The organism is Streptomyces sp. WAC06614, assembly GCF_003949795.1.
GTDB lineage: Bacteria > Actinomycetota > Actinomycetes > Streptomycetales > Streptomycetaceae > Streptomyces.
Map to the genome: position 1 here is coordinate 1 of NZ_RPRY01000428.1, position 4,934 is coordinate 4,934.

At 77.3% G+C, this 4,934-nt stretch carries 4 protein-coding genes; 1 reads left to right on the top strand and 3 read right to left on the bottom strand.

The features are described from left to right. Nucleotides 1-105: 105 nt before the first annotated feature. Nucleotides 106-1,317 (top strand): MFS transporter, encoded by a 1,212-nt coding sequence (locus EF918_RS32390; protein WP_125652482.1) that lies wholly within the window; start codon nucleotides 106-108, stop codon nucleotides 1,315-1,317. Between the two features lie 151 nt (nucleotides 1,318-1,468). On the opposite strand, the gene EF918_RS32395 is transcribed toward EF918_RS32390, so the two are convergent. The 3 genes from EF918_RS32395 to EF918_RS32405 all read right to left on the bottom strand — a co-directional run. After that, entirely contained in the window at nucleotides 1,469-3,199 is a 1,731-nt protein-coding gene (locus EF918_RS32395) for a DUF6297 family protein (RefSeq protein ID WP_125652483.1), read from the bottom strand. Continuing rightward, nucleotides 3,190-3,921 (bottom strand): ATP-binding cassette domain-containing protein, encoded by a 732-nt coding sequence (locus tag EF918_RS32400; RefSeq protein WP_260610869.1) that lies wholly within the window; start codon nucleotides 3,919-3,921, stop codon nucleotides 3,190-3,192. The genes EF918_RS32395 and EF918_RS32400 overlap by 10 nt, the downstream gene beginning before the upstream one ends. Further along, nucleotides 3,914-4,934 (bottom strand): thiopeptide-type bacteriocin biosynthesis protein (locus EF918_RS32405; RefSeq protein ID WP_185922022.1); only part of this gene is annotated, 1,021 nt, incomplete at its 5' end. The genes EF918_RS32400 and EF918_RS32405, both read right to left, overlap by 8 nt.

A 4,934-nucleotide genomic window follows, 5' to 3' on the forward strand; every position in this document is an offset into this window, starting at 1 on the left:
GTACAGCACCGAGGACGCGCCCCACACCCCGGTGCCGGTACGGTCGAGGAACTGGCTGAGCAGCATGATCCGCGCATCCCGCCCCCCGGGCGGGATGCGCGGATCATGCTGCTCAGCCAGTTCCTCGACCGTACCGGCACCGGGGTGTGGGGCGCGTCCTCGGTGCTGTACTTCACCTTCGTCGTCGGCCTCGACGCGGGCCGGCTCGGGCTGATGCTCGGGGCCGCCGCCGTGGCCGGCGTCGTCGGCTCGCCGCTCGCCGGCCACTTGGCCGACCGGTTCGCCGTGCGCCACCTCCTGATCGCCTGTCACCTGCTGCGCCTCGTCGCCCTGTGCGCGATGCTCGCCGTCACCCGGTTCGACGCCCTGCTGCTGATCGTGGCCCTCACGCACCTCGGCGACCGGGCCGCCAAGACCCTGGAGATGCTCTTCGCCACCCGGGTGGCGGGTGAACGCCGGGCGATCTACCAGGCGTTGTTCCGTAGTGTCGCCAACGCCGGGTACGCCGTGGGCGCGGGCATCGCCGCCGTCGGCCTCGCGGTGGGGACCCGGACCGCGTACGAGGTGCTCATCCTCGCGAACGCCGCCTCCTTCCTCGCCGCGGCGGTCCTGGTGTGGCGGACCCGGGAACCGCGCGGCCACGGCCGGCTGGTCGCCGCCGCACCCACGGACGCGGACGCGGCCGTCGACGCCCCGGCGACCACCGACGGCGCGAAGTCACCCTGGCGGGACCGCGGTTACCTGCGCTTCGTACTGCTGGACGTCCCGATGAACCTCGACGACGCGATCCTCAACGTCGGGCTGCCCCTGTGGCTCGTCCACCACACCACCGCTCCGCACGCCCTCGTCCCGGCCTTCCTGGCCCTCAACACCGTGCTGGTGGTGGTCCTCCAGCTCACCGTCTCCGAGCGGGTGGCCACGCCGCGGCAGGCGGCCGGCGCGGTCGCCTGGTACGGGGTCTTCATGCTCGGCACGTGCGCCCTCATGGCCCTGGCCCCCGCCCAGGGCCCGTGGGCCGCCTCCCTGGTCCTGCTGTCGGCGGCGGCGCTGGTCACCGCGGCCGAGCTCGTCCGTTCGGTGTCCTCCTGGGAACTGGCCGTCTCGCTGGCCCCGCCCGCGGCCAAGGCCTCGTACCTGGGCGTGGCCGGGATCTCCCCCTCGGTGCAGAAGGCCGTGGGGCCCCTGCTGCTGACCGGCGCGGTCATGGCGGCCGGCCCGGCCGGCTGGCTGGCCCTCGGCGCGGGCGTGACCGGCCTGGCCCTGGTCCAGCGGCGTGCCGCCCTGTCCCGACTGGACCGGGTGCTGACGAGGTCCTGACCTGGTCCGGCCTGGTCCGGCCTGGTCCGGCCTGGTCCGGCCTGGTCCGGCCTGGTCCTGAGCAGGTCCCTGACCGTTGCCCGGCCAGGAGGGGCACCCGACGGGCAGGACGGGCAGGACGTGCACCGTACGGTCACCGTCACGGTCGCGGTCACCCGCACAGGTCGCGGGCCTGCCGGGCGATCCGCCGTACCGCCCAGGCCAGGACGACGGCGGACCGTACGGCGAGCCACAGGGTGTCCTCGTCGGGGCCGGCGGCCGGTACGTACGCCACGTGCCACAGGTACGGCGCCGCGACGAAGCCCGCGGCCAGGGCCGGAGCCAGCCGCCACAGCACGAACGGGACCGCCGCGTACCAGTCGAGGGACAGGGCGAGCAGGTCGTAGCGGGGGGCGCCCCGGTACGCGCCGACCAGGGCGGTGCCGACCAGGGCGGGCCCCGCGAGCAGCAGGGCCGTGGCGTACGCGGTGAGCGGGCCGGTGGCCGGGCCGGCCAGTGCGGCGGTCGCGTACGCCACCGCGCCCGCGGCCCAGAGCAGCCCGACCGGTACCGCCAGGTGGGCGACGGCCTGCCCACCGGGCGACTGCGGCAGCAGCAGGGCCCGGCGCGGCCGGTCGGTGTCCTGGTAGGCGGGTTCGGCGAGGGCGACCGCCGCGAGGTAGGGCGGTACGACGAGCAACAGGCCCAGCGCTGCTGCCCCGAGGGGGCCGGGCCCGGACCCGGCGGGCTCGGCCAACCGGTCGGCCACCACCCGGAGCTGCGCGAAACCGGCGGCCAGCACGGCAGCGGCCAGGACCGGCCGCCAGGGATGGCGCAGCAGGACCATGGCATCCCGCCACAGCGGTACCGCCCACGGGGCGCGGGGCATCGGGAGACGCACCGCCGGGCGGCGGCGCCCGCCGCCGGTGGACTGCAGGACCAGGGTGAGCGCGCGCAGGTCGAGGAGCGTCGCGCCCTGGGTGACCTGCCGGCCGGTACGGGCGCGGGCCAGCAGCGCGTCCGTCGGCATGCGGGAGAGGGAGCGGAACGCGGCCCGCAGGGCCACCGCCGCGGATGCGGCGAGGCAGAGCAGGGCCGCTGCCGGGACGAGGGCGGAGGCGGAACCGTGTGCGGACACCGTGGCGGTGGCCGCGCCCGCCCAGCCCCAGGGGCCGGACCAGGCCGCGACCTCGGTCACGGCGGGCACCCGGCCGCCCACGGCGAGCGCGGCCGCGCCGAGCACCGCCAGGCAGCGGCCCAGCAGGCGGACCGGGCCGGCCGGCGCCGGACGGGCCTCGACCACGGTGCCCAGGCCGACGGCGAGGCAGGCGAGTGCCAGGTGGGCGCCGAGGGTCACGGGGAGGACCTCGGGCCGCCACACGCCCTGTACGGCCAGGGCGAGCGCGGTGGCCGGCGCGCCCAGGCCGAGCGCCGCCGCGCCCGCCACCGCCACGGCCCGCACCAGCCGGGGCCGCAGCAACCGGCCCCGGTCCCCGGGCAGCGGCAGCAGCCAGGTGATCTCGGCGGGGCTCAGCAGCACCGGGCCGAGGCGTACGCACAGGGCCAGTTCGCCGGCGAACAGCAGCAGGGTGGTGCCGACCACCACGGCGCGGGCCGCCGGCCCGCCGGACCAGCCGAGGCCCTGGCCGATGCCGGGCGCCGCCTCGACCAGCCCGGCCAGGACCACCAGCGCGGACAGGGCCGCGCAGGCCCAGGTCCACAGGTCGTCGAACCGGGCGCGGCCGGCGCCGCGTTCGCGCCGGAGGCGCGCCGCGGTGGCCAGGGCCGTGCCGGTGGCCGCGGCTGCGGCTGCGGCCGCCTCTGCTTCCGTCCCGGTGGTGGTACCCGTGTCGGCGTCGGACGCGTCGCGGCCGCCGACCGGGCCGTCGGTGGTCACCGCCACGGTGACACCTCCGCCGCGCCCGTCACCTCGGCCGGGGCGCCCAGGGCGGCCACCCGCCCGCGGTCCAGCAGCAGCACCCGGTCGGCGACCTCCTCGACCGTGGCCCGGTCGTGCGAGGCCAGCAGGACGGCGGTGCCCGCCTCCTTGGCCGTCCGCAGCGCGGCCGCCAGCCGCCGCCGGGCGGCGGTGTCGAGGCGCTGCTCGGGCTCGTCGACGACGATCAGCCGGGCCGGGCGGACCAGGACCGAGGCGAGCAGCAGCATCTGCCGCTGGCCCGCCGAGAGGGCCTCGGGGAAGGCGTCGCCCCGGTGTTCCAGGCCGAGTCCGGCCAGCACCCGGTCGGCGGCCGGCCCGGCGTCGGAACCCAGTCCGTGCGCGGTGGCGACCATGCGGACGTGCTCGGCGACGGTCAGGTCGGGGAAGCATTCGGCACCGTCGAGGAGCAGTCCGACCTCCCGCCGGAAGGCGGGGTCCGCCTCGCGGGGCGGGGCGCCGGCGAAGGCGACCTCGCCCCGGTCGGGCTGTTGCCGGCCCACGCACACGCGCAGCAGCGTGGACTTGCCGGAGCCGTTGGCCCCGGCGAGCGCGAGACAGTGTCCGGGCTCCAGGGCCAGGCCTACGTCGTCCAGGACGACCTCGTCGGCGTAGGCGACGTGGACGTCCCGCGCGTGCAGCAGGGTGGCCGTCGCGGTCCGGGAACCGCCCCCGGCGGTGTCAGTCACGCCTCGCCCCTTCGGTGTCGGCGCCGGCCGTCGCCCGGAGCCGGGCGGCGACCTCCGCCAAAATGTATTCATCATGCACGAATATACCCAGGCGGTTGAGGGTCATATGGGTGTGGGAGATCAGCAGGCCCGTCGGCGTGCCGGCGGGCCGCGCGACGAGACCGGCCAGCGCCTCGGACCAGGGCGACACGGCCGAGGCGCGGGCCGTCAGGGCCGCCGCGCTCACCCGCCCGCGGGCCATGAGGAGTTCGGCCCACTCGGCGGCGTGCCGTGCGAGGTCCGCGACGGGGAACACCTCGCGCGGGGCGGAGCGGGACCAACGGCTCCAGTAGGCGGCGTGGGCCCTCAACTGGGCCAGGACCGGGTCGGTTCCGCCGTCCGGGCCGGCACCTGGGTGGGCGCCTCGGCCGACGCCGGGGCCGGCCAGGGCGGCGGCCTTGAGCAGGACCTCGGTCCCGAGCAGCCGGGTGCGGAGTTCGTCCAGGCCGGAACCGGCGGCGCGCAGGGCCAGTTCGCTGGAGTGCCGGAACACCTCCTCGGTCGCCGCCAGCGCGGCCCCGGTGCCGTAGCGGTCGGTCTCTGGCACGTAGACGGCCGCGTGGACGCCGGGCGGCAGGACCCTCGCGGCCGTCGACGGGTCCACCGTGGGGTCGGAGGCGGTGGAGGCCGCCGCCAGGTCGCCGATCGAGGCCAGGTAGCCGTCGGGGTCGTGACCGTCGTGCGGCAGGCCGGCGAAGACCCGTCGTACGGCGCCGTCCAGGGCCTGCGCGGTGGCACCGGGTCCGGCGGCGGGATGGGGCAGCAGCCGGATCCGCAGGTGCGGGCCGCCCTCCCAGTAGCGGATGAAGAACCAGCCGCGCAGCAGGCCCGCGGACCGCAGCGGTGCGATCAGGGCGGGGAGGTGCTCCTGTACGAGGGGCGTGAGCCGGTCCGTCCCGCCGGCGTCGGCGGGCACGTGGACGTGCCAGGAGAGCCAGCCGGCGGGACGGACCGGCTCACGCCCCTCGTACAGG

Bases quoted from the DNA above. Each gene is read 5' to 3' on its own strand.
- EF918_RS32390 (WP_125652482.1), top strand. From the start codon at position 106: ATGCTGCTCAGCCAGTTCCTCGACCGTACCGGCACCGGGGTGTGGGGC.